Annotated in this window: 21 protein-coding genes, 5 tRNA genes and 1 pseudogene; 6 read left to right on the top strand and 21 right to left on the bottom strand. The window is 48.4% G+C overall.

Features of this window, described 5'->3' with window-relative positions; translation table 11 throughout:
• Positions 1–265: 265 nt before the first annotated feature.
• The 20 genes and pseudogenes from rplL to rpsU form a co-directional block, all read right to left on the bottom strand.
• Positions 266–640, bottom strand: coding sequence for a 50S ribosomal protein L7/L12 (gene rplL / locus MKQ70_RS35665; protein ID WP_248080228.1), 375 nt, complete (start codon positions 638–640; stop codon positions 266–268).
• A gap of 112 nt (positions 641–752) precedes the next feature.
• Positions 753–1,292, bottom strand: a complete 540-nt coding sequence (gene rplJ, locus MKQ70_RS35660) for a 50S ribosomal protein L10 (RefSeq protein ID WP_248080226.1) — start codon at positions 1,290–1,292, stop codon at positions 753–755.
• A gap of 77 nt (positions 1,293–1,369) precedes the next feature.
• Positions 1,370–2,059 carry a 50S ribosomal protein L1 gene (gene rplA / locus MKQ70_RS35655; RefSeq protein WP_248080224.1) on the bottom strand — a complete coding sequence of 230 codons (690 nt, stop codon included), beginning with the start codon at positions 2,057–2,059 and terminating at the stop codon, positions 1,370–1,372.
• Positions 2,060–2,087: 28 nt separating this feature from the next.
• A pseudogene (rplK, locus tag MKQ70_RS35650) lies at positions 2,088–2,530 on the bottom strand (50S ribosomal protein L11).
• Between the two features lie 262 nt (positions 2,531–2,792).
• Positions 2,793–3,704 (bottom strand): hypothetical protein, encoded by a 912-nt coding sequence (locus MKQ70_RS35645; RefSeq protein ID WP_248080222.1) that lies wholly within the window; start codon positions 3,702–3,704, stop codon positions 2,793–2,795.
• A complete protein-coding gene (locus MKQ70_RS35640; RefSeq protein ID WP_248080220.1) occupies positions 3,698–4,177 on the bottom strand; it encodes a hypothetical protein in 480 nt (159 codons plus the stop codon). The genes MKQ70_RS35645 and MKQ70_RS35640 overlap by 7 nt, the downstream gene beginning before the upstream one ends.
• Entirely contained in the window at positions 4,174–6,207 is a 2,034-nt protein-coding gene (locus MKQ70_RS35635) for a hypothetical protein (RefSeq protein WP_248080218.1), read from the bottom strand. Before MKQ70_RS35635 ends, MKQ70_RS35640 begins: the two co-directional genes overlap by 4 nt.
• An 82-nt stretch (positions 6,208–6,289) precedes the next feature.
• Positions 6,290–6,907, bottom strand: a complete 618-nt coding sequence (locus MKQ70_RS35630; protein ID WP_248080217.1) for a hypothetical protein — start codon at positions 6,905–6,907, stop codon at positions 6,290–6,292.
• A gap of 56 nt (positions 6,908–6,963) precedes the next feature.
• Entirely contained in the window at positions 6,964–7,221 is a 258-nt protein-coding gene (locus MKQ70_RS35625) for a hypothetical protein (protein WP_248080216.1), read from the bottom strand.
• Positions 7,222–7,227: 6 nt separating this feature from the next.
• Positions 7,228–7,797 (bottom strand): transcription termination/antitermination protein NusG, encoded by a 570-nt coding sequence (gene nusG / locus MKQ70_RS35620; protein WP_248080215.1) that lies wholly within the window; start codon positions 7,795–7,797, stop codon positions 7,228–7,230.
• 2 nt (positions 7,798–7,799) lie between these two features.
• Positions 7,800–7,991 (bottom strand): preprotein translocase subunit SecE, encoded by a 192-nt coding sequence (secE, locus tag MKQ70_RS35615; protein WP_248080214.1) that lies wholly within the window; start codon positions 7,989–7,991, stop codon positions 7,800–7,802.
• 41 nt (positions 7,992–8,032) lie between these two features.
• Positions 8,033–8,103, bottom strand: a tRNA-Trp gene (locus MKQ70_RS35610).
• 103 nt (positions 8,104–8,206) lie between these two features.
• A complete protein-coding gene (gene tuf / locus MKQ70_RS35605) occupies positions 8,207–9,394 on the bottom strand; it encodes an elongation factor Tu (RefSeq protein WP_248080212.1) in 1,188 nt (395 codons plus the stop codon).
• Between the two features lie 223 nt (positions 9,395–9,617).
• A tRNA-Thr gene (locus MKQ70_RS35600) sits at positions 9,618–9,689 on the bottom strand.
• A gap of 66 nt (positions 9,690–9,755) precedes the next feature.
• Positions 9,756–9,828: transfer RNA gene (locus tag MKQ70_RS35595), tRNA-Gly, on the bottom strand.
• A 111-nt stretch (positions 9,829–9,939) separates the two neighbouring features.
• Positions 9,940–10,022, bottom strand: a tRNA-Tyr gene (locus MKQ70_RS35590).
• 84 nt (positions 10,023–10,106) lie between these two features.
• Positions 10,107–10,180 (bottom strand) — tRNA-Thr (locus tag MKQ70_RS35585).
• Between the two features lie 248 nt (positions 10,181–10,428).
• The gene (locus MKQ70_RS35580) at positions 10,429–10,728 is read right to left on the bottom strand and encodes an HPF/RaiA family ribosome-associated protein (protein ID WP_248080210.1); all 300 of its coding nucleotides are present in this window, start codon (positions 10,726–10,728) and stop codon (positions 10,429–10,431) included.
• Positions 10,729–10,949: 221 nt separating this feature from the next.
• A complete protein-coding gene (locus tag MKQ70_RS35575) occupies positions 10,950–11,882 on the bottom strand; it encodes a tyrosine-type recombinase/integrase (RefSeq protein WP_248080208.1) in 933 nt (310 codons plus the stop codon).
• Between the two features lie 75 nt (positions 11,883–11,957).
• Entirely contained in the window at positions 11,958–12,155 is a 198-nt protein-coding gene (rpsU, locus tag MKQ70_RS35570) for a 30S ribosomal protein S21 (RefSeq protein WP_248080206.1), read from the bottom strand.
• 149 nt (positions 12,156–12,304) lie between these two features.
• Here rpsU and MKQ70_RS35565 point away from each other — a divergent pair, with 149 nt between their 5' ends.
• From MKQ70_RS35565 to truB, 6 genes are all read left to right on the top strand, one after another.
• Positions 12,305–12,922, top strand: coding sequence for a riboflavin synthase (locus MKQ70_RS35565; protein ID WP_248080204.1), 618 nt, complete (start codon positions 12,305–12,307; stop codon positions 12,920–12,922).
• Positions 12,923–12,940: 18 nt separating this feature from the next.
• Positions 12,941–13,267 carry a nitronate monooxygenase family protein gene (locus MKQ70_RS35560; RefSeq protein ID WP_248080202.1) on the top strand — a complete coding sequence of 109 codons (327 nt, stop codon included), beginning with the start codon at positions 12,941–12,943 and terminating at the stop codon, positions 13,265–13,267.
• Positions 13,225–13,773: an NAD(P)H-dependent flavin oxidoreductase gene (locus MKQ70_RS35555; RefSeq protein ID WP_248080200.1), complete on the top strand. Its 549-nt coding sequence runs from the start codon at positions 13,225–13,227 to the stop codon at positions 13,771–13,773. The genes MKQ70_RS35560 and MKQ70_RS35555 overlap by 43 nt, the downstream gene beginning before the upstream one ends.
• A complete protein-coding gene (locus tag MKQ70_RS35550) occupies positions 13,749–13,934 on the top strand; it encodes a hypothetical protein (protein ID WP_248080192.1) in 186 nt (61 codons plus the stop codon). The genes MKQ70_RS35555 and MKQ70_RS35550 overlap by 25 nt, the downstream gene beginning before the upstream one ends.
• A gap of 78 nt (positions 13,935–14,012) precedes the next feature.
• Positions 14,013–15,038 carry an MFS transporter gene (locus tag MKQ70_RS35545; RefSeq protein ID WP_248080190.1) on the top strand — a complete coding sequence of 342 codons (1,026 nt, stop codon included), beginning with the start codon at positions 14,013–14,015 and terminating at the stop codon, positions 15,036–15,038.
• A 344-nt stretch (positions 15,039–15,382) separates the two neighbouring features.
• Complete coding sequence (gene truB / locus MKQ70_RS35540; protein ID WP_248080188.1) at positions 15,383–16,060, top strand: tRNA pseudouridine(55) synthase TruB; 678 nt, start codon at positions 15,383–15,385, stop codon at positions 16,058–16,060.
• A 27-nt stretch (positions 16,061–16,087) separates the two neighbouring features.
• Here truB and MKQ70_RS35535 read toward each other — a convergent pair whose 3' ends face one another.
• Complete coding sequence (locus tag MKQ70_RS35535) at positions 16,088–16,237, bottom strand: hypothetical protein (RefSeq protein WP_248080186.1); 150 nt, start codon at positions 16,235–16,237, stop codon at positions 16,088–16,090.
• Positions 16,238–16,285 lie beyond the last annotated feature (48 nt).

Genomic DNA, 16,285 nt, shown 5'->3' with positions numbered 1-16,285 from the left:
CCAAAATTTACTCTTTCGCTAGTTTGGGCTTTTTTTTAGAGACATATTCGTAGTTAGCAGTTAATATGACTTGTAAGATTAGGGGAAATTAAGGATTCTTTGCCAAAATACATCCAAAGATGTGTTTCCAACCCTCGAACGTCAATTCACGATGTGTAAATTCCCCCTTTTGACCCTCGAAAAAGACACATTCCCAAAGGGAATAAGGCCAAAAGTGCCAGAAGCACTTTTGACCTTTATAAGATGTATCTCGTTAAGCAAAGAATTACTGAATTTCTACTTCAGCACCAGCTTCTGTGAGCTTGGCTTTCAGATCTTCTGCTTCTGCCTTGTTTACGCCTTCTTTAACTGCTTTCGGAGCACCGTCTACCAGTTCTTTAGCTTCTTTCAGACCGAGGCCAGTCAGATCTTTTACCACTTTCACAACGTTCAGTTTGCTAGCACCAGCAGCTTTCAGGATAACGTTGAAAGAAGTTTTTTCTTCAGCAGCAGCACCGCCGTCGCCACCACCAGCAGCTACAACAACTGCAGCAGCAGCAGGTTCAATACCATATTCGTTCTTCAGAACGTCTGCGAGTTCCTGCACTTCCTTAACAGTCAGGCCTACTAATTGTTCGGCTAAAGATTTTACGTCTGCCATTTTATGTATTTTTTGTAATGTTTTGTAAATGTTGTTAAAAACGAAAATTTATATTTTGACTTGGAAGCCAATGTTGTAAGCCGTTGCCCTCATCAGGCCGCGGCCCCGGTAACTACTCGGCTGCAGGAGCTTCTGCTTCTGCAACGGCGCCACCTTCTTCTTTCTTGCCTTTCTCGAGCAGGGCAGCGATAACGCGTTTTGCAGGAGATTGCAACAGACCCAGTACTTCGCCAATGAGCTCGTTCTTGGTTTTGATGTTGGTCAGCGCCACCAGCTGGTTGTCGCCCAGGTAAACCTCGTCAGCTACGAATGCAGCTTTCAGTACAGGTTTTTCCAGTTTAGCATTTGCTTTGCGGAATGCAGAGATGATCAATGCAGGCTCTTTCGGGCTGTCAGAGAACATCAGGGCAGTTACACCATGCAGCGCTTCGTAAACGCCAGTGTATTTTTCGCTGTCCAGTGACTCCGGGGCTTTCTTAATGAGGGTGTTTTTAGCCACCTTCATTTCCACCTGTTTGTCGAAACAAGTCCTGCGCAGGTTGTTGATCTGCTCAACGCTCAGCGACTCGGTATTGGTGATGTAGAAGTTGTTATATTGAGTGAACTTGCTTTTCAGCAGCTCGATCACATCATTTTTTTGTTCTTTGTTCATAGCTTTTTGTTTGGTATTGATGATCGTCGGTCCTACTCTACTGTTTCCAGCGCTCGTTCCGATACTGACCTAATCAATTAGTTTTGAACAGATTTAGTGTCAATTGCAATACCAGGGCTCATTGTAGCAGCCATGGACAAACCTTTCAGGTAAGTACCTTTAGCAGTAGAAGGTTTCAGGCGGATCAGCGCGTTGATCAGTTCCTGTGAGTTCTGCTCGATTTTCTCTGCAGTGAAGGAAACACGACCGATAGAAGCGTGAATGATACCAGCTTTATCCACTTTAAAGGTGATTTTACCGCCTTTAACCTCGTTAACAGCAGCTGCAACATCGTTCGTTACAGTACCTGTTTTAGGGTTCGGCATCAGGTTGCGGGGACCGAGAATTTTACCCAGTTTACCGATCTTAGGCATTACAGACGGTGTAGCAACGATAACGTCTACATCGGTCCAGCCAGACTCGATTTTGGAAATAAACTCATCCAGACCTACGAAATCTGCACCAGCGCCTTTAGCATCGGCCTCCTTGTCAGGAGTACACAGTACCAGTACGCGTTTGGTTTTACCAGTACCGTGGGGAAGCGTTACGGAACCACGGATAGCCTGGTCAGCTTTCTTAGGATCAACGCCTAAGCGGATATGTAAATCGACAGAGCTGTCGAATTTAGTAGTGTTGATGTCTTTAACAAGGGTGGCAGCTTCTTTCAGGCTGTATTGTTTGTTTTTGTCCACCTTCGCGTCAGCAATCTTTCTTTTCTTCGTTGCCATTTTTTCTGTTTTTTAAAGGATTAGACAATTAGTTCTCCCAGGGAGCTTTACCATCAACAGTGATACCCATGCTGCGAGCTGTACCAGCTACCATTTTCATAGCGCTTTCCAGTGTGAAGCAGTTCAGATCGGGCATTTTGTCTTTTGCAATAGCTTCGATGTTAGTCCAGAAACTTTGCCCACCTTGCTACGGTTAGGTTCTTTAGAACCAGACTGAATTTTGGCGACTTCCAGCAGCTGTACGGCAGCCGGAGGAGTTTTGATTACGAAGTCGAAAGATTTGTCAGTGTAAACAGTCAGCACAACAGGCAACACTTTACCCATTTTATCCTGGGTGCGGGCATTGAACTGTTTGCAGAACTCCATGATGTTCACACCTTTGGAACCTAATGCAGGACCAATCGGAGGTGCAGGGTTGGCCTGGCCGCCTTTAACCTGCAATTTCACGTACGTTGCGATCTCTTTTGCCATTATTTGAGTTTTAATTTGGTGAAAACGTGGCTTTTAACGGCCACTCCCAAGTCGAAAAAGTCTTCAAAAGACCTTTTACGGGGATGCAAAGGTAGGTATATTTAATAAATTCACAAAAAGATTTTGTGTCCCGGCATCCTTTTTGCTAAATGGGTGGATTTTTACAATAGCATTGCAAATTTACGGAAATACCCAACATTTTCCAAGTACGCGCTTGGTTTAATACCCATTCCGCCGCTGAAGGGTATCATCTCCTTTTTTTTCACGCATCCCCCGCCGGCTTATCCGCGCGCGCCCATAATAAGCGCGTAAGTAACGGTAGCGCCGTGCTCGCCGTTGTTATCAGTGCACCGATCTTGCGCGATACTTCGTCCTGCGTCAGGAATATAAAAATGGCAATGGCCATCACGGTAATCAGCAGCGGCGTGCGCAGCGCTTCCCATACGCTGGTGGATTTCACTTTCTTGCGCAACGCAGCTTCTTCTCCCGCACGGCGCTTTTCCACCAGGAAGCGGCGGAACGCATAGTCGACGATCATGAACTGCTCATCTTCATATATAACCAGTTGCCTCGCTATCAGCGATTTCAACTCGCGGGTATTGTTGTAATTCACCAATCCGTCATGCGCCAAATCCATCAGCACCAGGCATTCTTCACGGGAGCACAGTTCCCAGTCGGCCTCAAACTCGCCACGGCGCGCTTCCAGCTCGTCCAGCACTTCTTTCTCCATTTTATAGATGTTGGGGTTTTCGGCCAGGCTGTTACTGGCCTTAAAATCCTCCACCCTGATAAAGCGCAAAAGGAAAAGGCGTGACACCGTGCTGCTGAACAGGCTGAACATACCGCCCAGTATACAAAGTACGATCAGGATAAGTATCAGCGCGGGACCCTGCCGGCCGATCACATAGTAACGAGGCCCCGGCGTGGAATTGATGTACAGCATACGGCTGGCCGTGGTGGAATCGGCAATAACGGGCTTTTCCTTCATATAGAAATCGATACGCCGCTGTTTATCGTCCATCAGCCAGAACCAGGCCCCATCGGACGACTCCGCCTTCAGCGCGGGAAACTTGATCGGATCGTAATAAGCGGAACTGAGCAGATCGGCTACTGAAAGGTAAAAGTCCTGCGAGATACGCCGGTTCAATACGGTAGCGCTGCCGCGGCCTAGCATTTTTTTACCTGCCCGGGCGATAGCCTCACCCCGGTAAACTGATCTTCACAAACACCGTATATGCCTTGCCGGTATAACCAGCTGTTGTACGCCCTGTTAATCGTATCCAGGCGGCCGTTATACGTATTTTTAACCTGCTCCATCACGGCAGGCAGACGTTCGTTAAATCGTTTTGCCATAAACAACTGCTGTTTTTTTACCGCCTGCGTTAATTCATGGCTATGTGCAAACCAGGTGAAAATGCTCACCGGCATAGCGGAAAAGAACAGCGCGAGCAGCATCACAAACATGGAGTAACGGTATAGCCAGGAGGCTGGCGCCCTTTTGATGACATGCGCTTCCGGGTTTTCCACCCAGTTTTTCTTTAACCGGTCTTTCCACAGCCATAACATCAATAAGCTGATCCCGAGCTGGTACAGGCCCACCCGCCCTGCAGGTACGCCGCCGGGCAAACCGGTCAGACGCACCATCATGCATGCACACAGGACACCAAGAACCAGCGGCCATAAAATATAACGGCGGCGGCGGCGGCGTTCGCCGGGACAGCGGCTCTCCGGCTCCAGTAACGCAGCCGGTACACGTGCAGTACCAGCATGGCATTGATGGGCGCCAGCATCACCAGCACTAACGTGGTGTGGTCATTACTGAACTGCCGGCCGGGATCGGAATGAATATTCGGGAACAATAACAGCAGCATATAAATCAGCAGGAAAATGCTCCCGAAATCGTACAACCGCAACATGGAGGGCCGCGGCACTGCCCATGAGAAATACCGCATCACCGGGAACAGCCAGGAAATACGCAGGGTACCTGAACGCAATAAGAACAGCATACCGAGGATGAACGCACATAACAAAGTGGTAAACATCAGCGCGAATAGCAGGATGCGCATGTTCAGTGGTACTATATAATTGCTGTCGTGCAAAATAACGAGATAGTAAGGGAGTCCGCTGAGCGCATGAATGAACAAGGTATGATTAGCACCATAACATTGTATGTTGCGGATCTTCGCGTTCTGCCGGCTGGAGATGGCTTCCCGCAGTTCACGGCTGTTGCCCGATTCTTCCAGGATATTTTCCTTCAGGCTGCGGGCCTCCTGCGAATGGAGGATCACATCCCCTTCCGCATTGATCAGGCAGAACTGGTAACCGGGTGGCATGATCACATTGGTAACTGAGTACATGCGTGATGACATTACGGCGGTAACCATATCCGGGCGCCTGCTGCGTATAGCCATGTTCAGACGGAAGTCGCCCAGCGCCCAGCTGTTCACGGTTTCTACCCAAAAGTCGGCTTCTTCAGATGAAGGTTCCCGTAAACGGAAGTAGCGATAGTATTGCCGGTCGTTCAGATTTACATTAGACGACACATTTGCTCCCCAACCACTGTTCGCAAAAATCGCCTGCCGTCCTTCCCTGTCGCCCCAGAATACCCGGTCGTAATTAAAAAAGCCGGGCAACGGATCGCGGTAATGGCGGAGTGTTCCCTTGTTTGCCACGGTAATCGTGTAAGGCGCCGTACCGCGCTGGCTCCGCAACAGCGAATCCGGCAACTGGTCGATCGCCTTTAGCTTATTATACATCAACTGCAATTCTGCATGGAAGTCATGTTTAATACTGTCCGACAGTGTAGCCATTTGTGCTTCCGCGCGCTGGTTGCCGCTGGACAGTAACAGCACCTGTATAACGATGGTGGCGGTGAGTGCCATCCCGATGAATACAGATACCGCGATGCCGAGTGCGTCGCCAAACCCGGTACGCTCGCCGCGGCCAATGAGGTACACGCGGGCAAAGGGCAGGCAGATCAGCACGAAAATCAATAAGATTACCAACGGGTATATAAATGATATGGGGATATCGCGCAGGCGGCTGTCGTAATTGCTGTTGGGCACCAATCCACATAACACCATTTGCTGCTCGCCGAGTAAAAAGGGATGCGTAAACAGTTGATAGGTTTCGCCGTTCAGTGATACCGTGGAGATCTGGGCAAACGGATGCCTGTTGGTTAATGCCCCGAGACTATCCGCCGCCACCTGTGCATCGGCGCCCAGCCCATCATCTGCATAGGCCAGCGTAGTACTGCTGCCTGTTTTATACAACAGCAGGTAGTGACTAAACAACTCGTGCCGGAAGCTGAGAATGGGCGACAATACCGCCTTTGTATTCACTTTGCACAAACTATCTTTATCACGTCGGTAGCTAAAGCGATGGTCTGCTGTAAGTCCGGGCGTTGTTGTATTGTCTGCCACACACTCTCCGCCAATATTCGCGAGTGCACGCGTAACAAGCCGCTCATTGCTGAATAACTGCGCCAGGTCTTTATTACGCGCTATGATATTTTCACTGATACGTTCCAGTGTGGTAAACCCATAGCGGTGTAACCGTTGCCTGTTTCCAGGCACGTAGTGGAAATAATAGATGGAAAATGCGGCGCCCAGGATACACAAAATCACCATCAACACAATGGCGCTCCGCTTCCGCATGAAGGATACCGGGGTTAGCATAAAAGCGTTTTGGGGTAAGCAATAATTTATACTAAAATAAGTAAAATTTTGCTATCTGCCTGAAAATGAGCAGTTAACTGAATTATGGTGGCGACCAGGGTTCTTCTTCGCGTGGTACAAAATAGCCTTTAATACAATTAGGATTTCGGATGCATAACTGTACGTGGGTTTTGTCGTGAAAGCCAGCACCTTTGTACAGGCGGCGACCTTCATGAAAGATGCCGCGGACGGAGTCGAAGGGTTGTTCGCCGGCCAGCGATATCAGGCGGTGGATGTTACTGATGACGGCGCAGTCGAGGCGGCGGATAATCCTGTCGCTTTGCCAGCGTGATCCCCGAGGATTCAGGTTAACAGGTAAATGCGCTCCTGCATCGCGCTTTTCGGTGCGCAGATTATTATAAGAATCCCTGACGAGGTCTATCCATCGTTTGTCCGACAAATCGAGACAATGTCCCAGACTAATCACTGCACCTATTGCGGCTGGTTCATGAACACTTACACCTGGGGGTGGGTGGCGGGCATAATCCAACGCCCGCTCATAATTGTTCTGCCAAAAGTAGATACCATGTCCCAGCCAATCCCAGTCATTGCTGCTGGATCGGAGCTGTATGTTGCGCAATGCGACCGCCCGCATCACGCGTGCATCACATCCATGAAAACCGAGTATTAATCCGGGATCTGCAGAATAAAGCATAGCCATTAACAAACTTTAATGGTCCGGAGCAGGAGAAGGGGCTAGGCTTTCTTACTAACGGGTTAACGTTTTTTTGTGTTCTTCTTTTTTGGTGCAGGCGCATCATCGTAAAACAGATCGGCAATACCAAGTTCCTCAAGCAATTGCCGTCTATACTCAGGCGACTTCCGGATCAACTTCCGTTGCTCCTCCAGCGCCTTCATTATTCGTTCATAACTCGCTTTTGTAATCATATCCGAATTTACAACATTCAATGCAACTAAAATTCTCAATAAAACAAAAGGGCCATCCTTGCGGACAGCCCTCCAAACATATCTCAAAAAAAGTTAAGCAATCTTTTCTACTTGCATGAAGTTCAGCTCTACTGGTGTAGCACGACCGAAGATCTTTACTGTTACTTTCAGTTTCTTCTTGTCTTCGATCACCTCTTCGATAACACCGTTGAAATCGTTGAACGGGCCGTCGATGATTTTGATCGTTTCGCCTACGATGAAAGGTTCGCTCATGGTCAGCCCCTGGTCGGACAGTTCATCTACTTTACCAAGCATTTTATTGACTTCCGATTTACGCAATGCGATGGGTTTTTCTTTACCCAGGAAGTGAATAACACCGGAAACGTTGCGGATCGACTGAATTACCTCATCGGTCATTTTGCCGTCTATCGCTTCGATCATGACATAACCCGGGTAGAAGTTCTTTTCGCGCATCACCTTTTTACCAGCCTGCACTTTGTAAACCTTTTCAACGGGAAGGAAAATCTGTGAGATAACGTTGCCCCAGTCAGACCGGCGTACTTCGATATCCAGATATTCTTTTACCTTTTTTTCTTTGCCACTAACTACACGCAGCACGTACCATTTTGTTTCCGGGGAAGAAGGGGTATTTACTGCATCCATTTTTAGAATAATTTATAGTACTGGGTGAGTACAACGTGCGCAGCACTGTCCATACCCCAAACTAATAAAGTAATAAGAATTGTAGCAATGAGTACGATCATCGTAGATGACTGCAGTTCCTGCCAGGTAGGCCAGGACACCTTGTGTACCAGCTCATGATACGATTCGCGGAAATAAGTTCTGATTTTGTTCATTGCCGGATAAATTTTGTTTTATCTACAATTCCGTTAGGTTGCACGGGCACAAGGATTCGAACCCTGATCAAAGGTTTTGGAGACCTCTATTCTACCATTGAACTATGCCCGTAGAAAGTTGCAAAGTACTCAAAGTATGAATACTAAAGTACTTTGCAACTATATTTTTCAAACTTTTTCTGTCAGTCTCTTCTTGTAAGAGCAGAAAAGGTTGATTATTTGATGATTTCAGTAACCTGACCAGCACCTACTGTACGACCACCTTCGCGGATAGCGAATTTCAGACCTTTCTCCATTGCGATAGGCTGAATCAGTTTTACAGTGAGAGATACGTTATCACCAGGCATAACCATTTCAACACCTTCACCCAGAACAACTTCACCAGTTACGTCAGTTGTACGGAAGTAGAACTGAGGACGGTATTTGTTGAAGAATGGAGTGTGACGGCCACCTTCATCTTTGCTCAGTACGTATACTTCACATTTGAATTCAGTGTGCGGAGTGATAGAACCCGGTGCGCAGATAACCTGACCACGACGGATCTGAGTTTTCTCAATACCACGGAGCAGGATACCGGCGTTGTCACCAGCTTCACCCTGATCGAGCAGTTTTTTGAACATCTCAACGCCAGTACAAGTAGATTTCAGTGCTTCTTCAGCCAGACCTACGATCTCAACGTTTTCGCCAACTTTGATACGACCGCGCTCGATACGACCTGTAGCTACAGTACCACGACCAGTGATCGAGAATACGTCTTCTACAGACATCAGGAACGGCAGATCAACTGGACGGGGAGGCAGCGGAATGTAAGTATCTACAGCTTCCATCAGTTCGTCGATTGCAGCCAGCCATTTGTCATCGCCAGCCAGTGCGCCTGTTGCAGAACCTTTGATGATCGGGGTGTTGTCACCGTCAAAGCCGTTTTTAGTCAGCAGGTCACGGATCTCGATCTCAACCAGTTCCAGCAGTTCAGCGTCGTCTACCAGGTCAACTTTGTTCATGAAAACAACGATACGGGGTACACCTACCTGACGGGCCAGCAGGATGTGCTCGCGAGTCTGTGGCATAGGACCATCTGTAGCTGCTACCACGAGGATAGCACCGTCCATTTGTGCAGCACCGGTGATCATGTTTTTCACATAGTCAGCGTGGCCCGGACAGTCAACGTGAGCGTAGTGACGGTTTGCAGTCTGGTACTCTACGTGTGCTGTATTGATGGTAATACCTCTTTCTTTTTCTTCAGGAGCCGCGTCGATCTCGTCATAGCCTTTCTTCTCAGCCAGGCCTCTGTTTGCCAGAATCGTGGTAATGGCAGCAGTCAAGGTAGTTTTACCGTGGTCCACGTGGCCGATGGTACCAATGTTTACGTGGGGTTTATCCCGCTTAAAGGTTTCTTTTGCCATTGTATTTTCTTTTTAAGATGGTTTGTAAAGATTGTATTGATAGTTGTTTTGAAACTGTTTTACAAACTTGAGCGCCTGGTGAGAATTGAACTCACGACCTAAAGAGGGCTCTTCCCCCTTTCTGCTCTTCCATTGAGCTACAACCGCTTAGTTAAAGTCTTAATAGAGAAGGAGAATGATTTATTTATTGTAACCGTTTTCCGACTAACCTATAGACAAAATGAGCTGTTGATGAGAATTGAACTCACGACCTCTTCCTTACCAAGGAAGTGCTCTACCCCTGAGCTACAACAGCATGAAAAGGAAGCTTAATGCAATAACTGATAACACTCATCCAAACCCGCATTCCAAATTCTTACAGAGCGGGAGACGAGGTTCGAACCCGCGACCTACAGCTTGGAAGGCTGTCGCTCTACCAACTGAGCTACTCCCGCATGTTTCGTTTATTTTGTTTACATCCGTAAACTTATAAACATGTACAAAGAACAATTCGTTACACAAGTAAGTTCCGCCCCTGTTGACAAAAGCGGAACAAAAAGCAGATGTGGGCAGGAGAGGATTCGAACCTCTGAAGTCGAAAGACAGCGGATTTACAGTCCGCCCCATTTGGCCGCTCTGGAACCTGCCCCTAAAATCTTAACCTTGTTACTCGTTATCTCCCCGTCTATCAACCCTGTTTCTTCAAGCAGTGCCCTTACCCGGAAAATTAATGAGCCAGCAGAGGGATTCGAACCCCCGACCCACTGATTACAAATCAGTAGCTCTGGCCAACTGAGCTATGCTGGCAGTCTCATTTTAATCTTATTTCTAAAAGATGCAAAGTGTAATACTTTGTTTCTGAAAGAGAGCGCAAAGTAAAAGTTAATCTCGTTAAGAAACAAATATTTTTTTACTTTTTTTGCGCTTGTTTTAGTCCGATAATTTCGGCTAAAACGCCCTACAGCAAAGAACTTTACTACCTTTACCCACCCCTTTTTCGGATGGGATGGCAAAGGTAGTAAAGTGATTTTTAACTTCAAAATATTTTTCAGGAATTAATGAAAATTCTTCTCTTTTTGTTTTTTCAACTGATTAACGAGAGAAGCAAAGGCGAGATCGAACGATTCTTCAAATGATTTAGACTCGTGTTTTACAAAGAAATCATGACGGGGAACATGCACTTTAATTTCTGCAATCTTATCCTTGATCTGGTGCGCTATATTATCCAGTTTCAGGTAAACCTCCACACTAACTATACGGTCGTAAAAGGTGGCTAATTTCTGTACTTTCTTATTCACATGATCTACAAGTTTTGCGTCAGCATCGAAACGCACTGTTTGGATTTGAAGATTCATAGCACTTTTTTTTAAAATATTTAAAAATCTAATTACGAGTGTGTAGTGCTCATATCATAGGCGTATTTTTTATCAAAAGAACTTCATTACTAATTTATGAAACTTTGATATCATTCGCACCTTTTAGGTAAAATATTTTGTTAAAACTGATAGGAATCAGCAGTTACTGAAGCAGACCAGTCTTTTATTGACCGACGTCAGTAAAGGTTTACGCTATTTATCTATGCCTTGGGATGTGCCTTGCTGTGTATCTCCTTTAATCGATCGATAGTATTGTGGGTATACACCTGCGTTGCGGCCAGGCTACTATGCCCCAGCAGCTCCTTTACCGCGTTCAGGTCGGCGCCGGCATTGGTGAGGTGAGTGGCGAACGTGTGACGTAAAATGTGAGGACTCCGCTTTTCAATCGTGGTAACCTGGCTTAAAACCGCTTTAACTACATTGTAAACATACTTCGGGTATAACTTCTTTCCTTTCGCATTTACGAGTAAAACATCACTGTCGTACGTTTCCAGCTCCCGCGCCTTACGTTCGCGGTAGGCTTTTACCCGCTCCAGCAACTGCGGGCTGATCGGAATGATCCGCTCCTTATTGCCTTTACCAAGCACTTTAATGGTTCGCTGGTACGCATCTACCTGCCTGTCTTTCAGTGAAATGAGCTCCGATAACCGGATGCCCGTCTGGTACAATATATCAATCATCAACCGGCACATATCTCCCTCCAGGTCGGGTGTAAATAGCGGCGCCGCTGTAGTGCCTTCCTGCGCAATGGCCTGCATACCTCTTTCCTCTACAAAAAGGGGCAGCCTTTTGTTGACTTTCGGCGCAGTAATTTTTACCATCACACTCTGCCGCACCCACTGCTGCTTTAGTGCAAACTTGAAAAATGATTTAAGGGAAGATATTTTACGGGTTACGGTACGCGCCGACGCGGGCTTGCCTTCGCGGCCCTGTATAGCGCCGGCCAGCCACGAGCGGATATAGCTGTGGTGAATGTCGGTGAGGGGTATGTTACCGTACGTTTGTTCCAGGAAAGTGAAAAACTGGCGAAGATCTTCTTCGTAAGCGGTAACGGTATGAGGAGAATACCGCTTCTCCAGCGCCAGCCAGGAAAGAAAGGATTCGGTGTAAGATGAATATGATCCGGTCAACACAAAAAAATTGATGACTGCAAAGTTATAAAAACCTTACAATCATCAATTTCTATATAAGAAGTGAATCAGTTCTGATTAAACGTCAAATTTACCGCTTGCAAGCTGTTGTTTGTATACAGCTTTCAGCATTTCGTTGCGACGTTTCACAGACGGCTTCGTGAAAGACTGACGAGTTCTGAGTTGCAGCAGAACACGGGCTTTCTCAAATTTCTTCTTGTACTTTTTAAGCGCTTTGTCTATGTTTTCGCAGTCTTTGCTATCGATAATTAACATAAATTACTCCAATTTTGTGTTTTTAAGGATGGCAAAGATAGGATTAATTTCAATATTCACAAAACGTCTTAAAAAAATATTCTCACCTCCTTCCCCCTCGCCTGTCCGCCCGCCCACGGCTGCATTAATTGAAATTATATCCGAAATTCGTGGACAAATTTAAGCTATCACGGCATATGTTTACCGGTATTATAGAAACATTAGGACAAGTAACGGCGATCGACAAACAGGGAGACAACCTGGAATTTACCATCCAGAGCACGCTGGCCACCGAGTTAAAGATAGATCAGAGCGTGTCGCATAACGGGGTGTGCCTTACGGTAACTTCGGTAACAGCAGATGCCTATACCATCATTGCTGTTAAGGAAACGCTGCAGAAAACAAACCTCGCCCTGCTGAAGGTGGGCCACCAGGTAAACCTGGAGCGCGCCATGGTCCTGAACCAGCGGATAGACGGGCACATTGTACAGGGCCATGTTGATGGCACCGGCTCCTGCCTGGCCGTAACAGCACAAAACGGCAGCTGGCTGTACCGCATCGGATACCCCGACGCTTTCGCCGGATTAATGGTCGAAAAGGGTTCCATCTGTCTCAACGGTATCAGTCTTACGGTGTTTGATGTTACGGAAAGTGAGTTCTCCGTAGCCATCATTCCCTATACTTACGAACACACCAATATGCAGCACCCGGAAGTTTCCGATATCGTGAACCTGGAATTCGACATCCTGGGCAAATATGTTGCCCGGCAGCTGGAAGTACGGAAATAGCCGCAACGTCATATATATATGCAAACCCAACTAACCGCGAAACTGAACATACAGCATCCGCTAATCATGGCGCCCATGTTCCTGGTGAGCAATGAGGCCATGACCAAAGCCGGGATAGCCTGCGGGGTAGCTGCCACCTTCCCCACCCTCAACTTCCGGAAGGAAGGCGAACTGGCAGCAGTACTGGCACGCCTGAACCAACACCTGGCGCAACATCCCGGCGGTACCTATGGTGTAAACATCATTGTACAAAAAACGAATCCCTTGTTCCAGCAACACCGGCAGTTTGTACAGCTGCAAAGGTGCCCCTGTACATCACCTCCCTCGGGAATCCGAAACCGGTGATCGACGCAGCACGCACCTACGGCGCCACGGTTTTATGCGACGTAACCAACCTGGTGCATGCCCAAAAGGCCGCGGATATGGGATGCGACGGTTTCATCGCGGTATCTTCGGGGGCGGGCGGCCACGCGGGCCCCTATCCTATGCACGTGCTGGTACCCATGTTGCAGCGCGCGTTCCCCGATAAGATGGTGATCGCCGCCGGCGGCATCGCTACCGGGCAGCAAATGGCCAGCGCTATGGTACTGGGTGCGGCGGGTGTATCTATCGGTACCCGCTTCATCGCCAGCACGGAGGCAACCGTCAGCAACGAATATAAAAATGCGATCGTCGACTACGGGATGGAAGACATTGTGCTTACGGAACGTATTTCCGGCACGCCCTGCAATATCATCAACACGCCCGTGGCCCAAAAGATGGGTTATAAGCAAAACTGGTTCGAACGCTATTTATCGAAGAACCCCGTACCCGCAAGTATTTCAAGATGCTCGTACAGGTGCGGGGTATGAAGGGACTGGAAAAAGCCGTGAAACCCGGCTCCTATCATCAATTGTGGAGTGCGGGGCAAAGCGTGGCTTTTGTCGAAGACATTACAAGTGTAAAGGAAATTATTGACAGATTGATTACAGAATACCGCCAGAGTCTCGGCGCCATATCGGCCCGGTTTTAAATAACGCATGACACAAACTGTTCTACCATCTACCGGAAAATGGCGTGCACGGATCGCCGTAAGCGCATTCTTCTTTTTATGGGGCTCTGCTTTTCAAGCTGGGGCTCCCGTGTGGCAGATATCCAACGTAAAATGGACGTAGGGGAAGGAGCATTGGGCCTTATTTTCCTCGCCATTCCGTGTGGACTGGGCCTTTCGTTAGTGATTGCCGGCTGGCTCACTAACCGCCTGGGCAGCCAGCGACTCCTGTCCATCGCATGCCTCGGCTATGCGTTAATGCTGCCGATGTTGGGCCTTGCGCCGAACATCGCACTGCTGGTCCTGGCGCTGTTCATCTTCGGGTTTGTGGGCAACCTGGGCAACATTGCCGTAAACACCCGTGCTGTAAGCGTAGAGCGGATGTTCGGGCAAACGATCATGTCGTCGTTTCACGGCATCTGGAGCCTGGCGGGGCTGGTGGGCGCCAACGTAGGCAGCCTGATGATCAAATTTCATGTCGACCCGTTATATCACTTCCTTTTTGTAGCCGGCGCCGGCGTTTTGCTCTGGGCTACCAATGCCAGTTCCACCCTCCCGCCCGAAGCGCCGGTATCTGGCAAACAACCCATTTTCGTAAAACCCGATAAATCACTGCTCGGCCTGGGTGTTATCGCCTTTTGCTGTATGATCAGTGAAGGCACGATGTACGACTGGAGTACGGTATACTTCGCCAAAACCATTCAAAGCGCGCCGGAACAGGTAGCGCTCGGCTTTTCCGCATTTACGGTAGCCACCACCACCGGGCGCTTTACCGGCGATTGGCTATCGCGCCGCATCGGGATCATGGGCATTTTAAGTTTAAGCGGCATCATCACCGCCTCGGGCTTGTTATTGTCTGCCATTTTCCCAACGGTGATGATGGGCATTATCGGCTTCTTTTTAGTAGGACTCGGCGTTTCTGCCGTGGTGCCCCTGTTGTACAGCGAAGCGGGCCGTTCTAAAACGATGAGCCCGAGTATGGCCATTGCGGCTGTGTCCAGCATTGGCTTCCCGGGCTTCTTGTTAGGCCCCCGGTTATCGGTTTTATCGCCCATGCATTTGGCCTTCGGATTTCCTTCGGGTTGATAGCATTGCTCGGATTGATGATCACTGTAATGGCCAGGCGGCGGAAGCAATAAGGATCCTTTATGCATCCTGGCCGCTTTTGGCGAATTGAACCTTCCCGAAACCACAGTAAAACCAGGCATCTCCAAAGAATGAGGCCACTCAAAAGCAAGGTGGAAGCCACCCAGGCCCTTTGCCTGCCCTTTAACTGCCCTTTCCCTGCCCTTTCCGTGAAGAAAAAATGCTTTCGAAACAGCACACACAAAAAAGCTCAACAGCGATAAGCCGGCCTGAAGTAAGTGACGGCGGTCCAATAGCACCTCAAAGCTGGCTCCATTCTTATTTTTTCCCAATATCTTTGCGCGATGGAACAAACCGAAAAGAATATTTTTCAGGAGGGACAGGTGGTACTGATTAACAAACCGCTGAACTGGACTTCTTTCGACGTGGTGGCCAAGGTGCGGAATACCACCAGGGCTAAAACCGGCCATGCCGGCACGCTGGATCCGCTGGCAACGGGCCTTTTGATCTGCTGCACCGGTAAAATGACCAAGAAAATCAACGAATACCAGGCGCAGGAAAAGGAATATACCGGCACATTTACGCTGGGCGCCACTACGCCTACCTTTGACCTGGAATCTGAACCCACCGATTTTAAGCCGGTGCCGGAACTGGACCAGGCCGCTTTACAGGAAATAGCGAACCGCTTTACCGGCGAACAGCAACAGTTGCCGCCGATTCATTCTGCCATTAAGCAAAACGGCAAACCGATCTACGAACTGGCGCGTAAGGGTGTAGAAGTAAAGGTGGAACCGCGCAAAGTGTTCATCAAGGAGTTTGAGATCACGGCAGTAGCATTGCCAGTGGTAAGTTTCCGGGTGGTATGCAGCACCGGCACCTACATCCGCTCACTGGCCAATGATTTTGGCGCAGCCGTCGGTTGCGGGGGATATATGAGCTCCCTGGTCCGCACGCGGATTGGCGAGTTCAGGTTATCAGACGCTTATGACATGCAGGATTTTATTACAAAGATGAAAGGATAGCGCAGGCCACAGTGCCTGCTTTTTTGGCTAGAACGGATAGCCGATCGCCACGTTCCAGATCACGTTTTCCTTGCGCCAGCTGCCGCTGCCAAGGTCCCATTTAGTGATGTACCAGCTCTTGTCTGCCGCATCGGCCCTAAACGGCTTTTTAAGTGGCAGTCCCCAGTCGAACCGCACAATAAAGAAGGAGAAATCGAGGCGTAAACCGGCGCCGGTGCCTATTGC

It is taken from the genome of Chitinophaga sedimenti (assembly GCF_023156195.1).
GTDB classification, from domain to species: Bacteria; Bacteroidota; Bacteroidia; order Chitinophagales; family Chitinophagaceae; genus Chitinophaga; species Chitinophaga sedimenti.
This window is presented reverse-complemented; position numbering and strand designations above follow the sequence as displayed.

What these genes read in the sequence shown, in the direction of transcription:
- rplL (WP_248080228.1), bottom strand. Translation starts at nt 640, where the DNA reads ATGGCAGACGTAAAATCTTTAGCCGAACAATTAGTAGGCCTGACTGTT.
- rplJ (WP_248080226.1), bottom strand. Translation starts at nt 1,292, where the DNA reads ATGAACAAAGAACAAAAAAATGATGTGATCGAGCTGCTGAAAAGCAAG.
- rplA (WP_248080224.1), bottom strand. Translation starts at nt 2,059, where the DNA reads ATGGCAACGAAGAAAAGAAAGATTGCTGACGCGAAGGTGGACAAAAAC.
- MKQ70_RS35645 (WP_248080222.1), bottom strand. Translation starts at nt 3,704, where the DNA reads ATGCTAGGCCGCGGCAGCGCTACCGTATTGAACCGGCGTATCTCGCAG.
- MKQ70_RS35640 (WP_248080220.1), bottom strand. Translation starts at nt 4,177, where the DNA reads ATGATGGTGCGTCTGACCGGTTTGCCCGGCGGCGTACCTGCAGGGCGG.
- MKQ70_RS35635 (WP_248080218.1), bottom strand. Translation starts at nt 6,207, where the DNA reads ATGCTAACCCCGGTATCCTTCATGCGGAAGCGGAGCGCCATTGTGTTG.
- MKQ70_RS35630 (WP_248080217.1), bottom strand. Translation starts at nt 6,907, where the DNA reads ATGGCTATGCTTTATTCTGCAGATCCCGGATTAATACTCGGTTTTCAT.
- nusG (WP_248080215.1), bottom strand. Translation starts at nt 7,797, where the DNA reads ATGGATGCAGTAAATACCCCTTCTTCCCCGGAAACAAAATGGTACGTG.
- secE (WP_248080214.1), bottom strand. Translation starts at nt 7,991, where the DNA reads ATGAACAAAATCAGAACTTATTTCCGCGAATCGTATCATGAGCTGGTA.
- tuf (WP_248080212.1), bottom strand. Translation starts at nt 9,394, where the DNA reads ATGGCAAAAGAAACCTTTAAGCGGGATAAACCCCACGTAAACATTGGT.
- MKQ70_RS35580 (WP_248080210.1), bottom strand. Translation starts at nt 10,728, where the DNA reads ATGAATCTTCAAATCCAAACAGTGCGTTTCGATGCTGACGCAAAACTT.
- rpsU (WP_248080206.1), bottom strand. Translation starts at nt 12,155, where the DNA reads ATGTTAATTATCGATAGCAAAGACTGCGAAAACATAGACAAAGCGCTT.
- MKQ70_RS35560 (WP_248080202.1), top strand. Translation starts at nt 12,941, where the DNA reads ATGCAAACCCAACTAACCGCGAAACTGAACATACAGCATCCGCTAATC.
- MKQ70_RS35550 (WP_248080192.1), top strand. Translation starts at nt 13,749, where the DNA reads ATGCTCGTACAGGTGCGGGGTATGAAGGGACTGGAAAAAGCCGTGAAA.
- MKQ70_RS35545 (WP_248080190.1), top strand. Translation starts at nt 14,013, where the DNA reads ATGGGGCTCTGCTTTTCAAGCTGGGGCTCCCGTGTGGCAGATATCCAA.
- truB (WP_248080188.1), top strand. Translation starts at nt 15,383, where the DNA reads ATGGAACAAACCGAAAAGAATATTTTTCAGGAGGGACAGGTGGTACTG.